The sequence below is a fragment of the Ruegeria sp. AH12 genome (genome assembly GCF_056541465.1).
The window spans coordinates 1-563 of the sequence record NZ_JBQFYL010000207.1 but is presented as its reverse complement, the minus strand read 5'-3'; the positions used below and the strand labels follow the sequence as shown (position 1 = coordinate 563).

The window sequence follows — 563 nt, the reverse complement described above, 5'->3', positions numbered from 1 at the left end:
ACCAACCGGCCCAAGATCGCGACGTAGATACCCTGTCCAATGAATGCGCTCTTGCGTCGCCGGGCTGAGGGGAAGGCCTTGTGTAGGATCGTAGACCGATCGCAACCCATATACCCAGATCTCATCATAGAATCGTTCAGTCGCCGAGATCGCGTCCTTACGCTCCCATTCGGCGGCCAGTACTTCGGGCTCATCCAGAACGTCGCGCAGGCCCAGAACCAATTTGGTTGAGCAGGAGTTTTCAAGATACTCAAGCGTCGGCAGCAGCTCACCGCGAAAACCGGTAGGCTCTTTGTCGACGATCAGCACATCGGGGTCGAACTGTTCGACAGATGTCTGGATCAGGCTTGCGCGCAACTCGGTCACATCATCGATGCCCATGCCGATGGTCTGCGAAGCATACGAGCCGTCGGCGCGTTTGGTGACCCCGGGTAGACGGACATGGTCAACGCGACGCGGAAAAGTAAACCGTCCGGCAATGGGTGAACCGGTCAAAATGAGGGCCGAAGCGCGTTGATCGGCTTGTGTTATGGCCGCAGCCAGCGCGCGTGACCGGCGCAGGT

At 58.6% G+C, this 563-nt stretch carries 1 protein-coding gene; it reads right to left on the bottom strand.

From position 1 onward, the window contains the following. Positions 1-563: glycosyltransferase family protein (locus tag ACR0EL_RS22660; RefSeq protein WP_480502379.1), on the bottom strand; the 563-nt coding region annotated here is incomplete at both ends.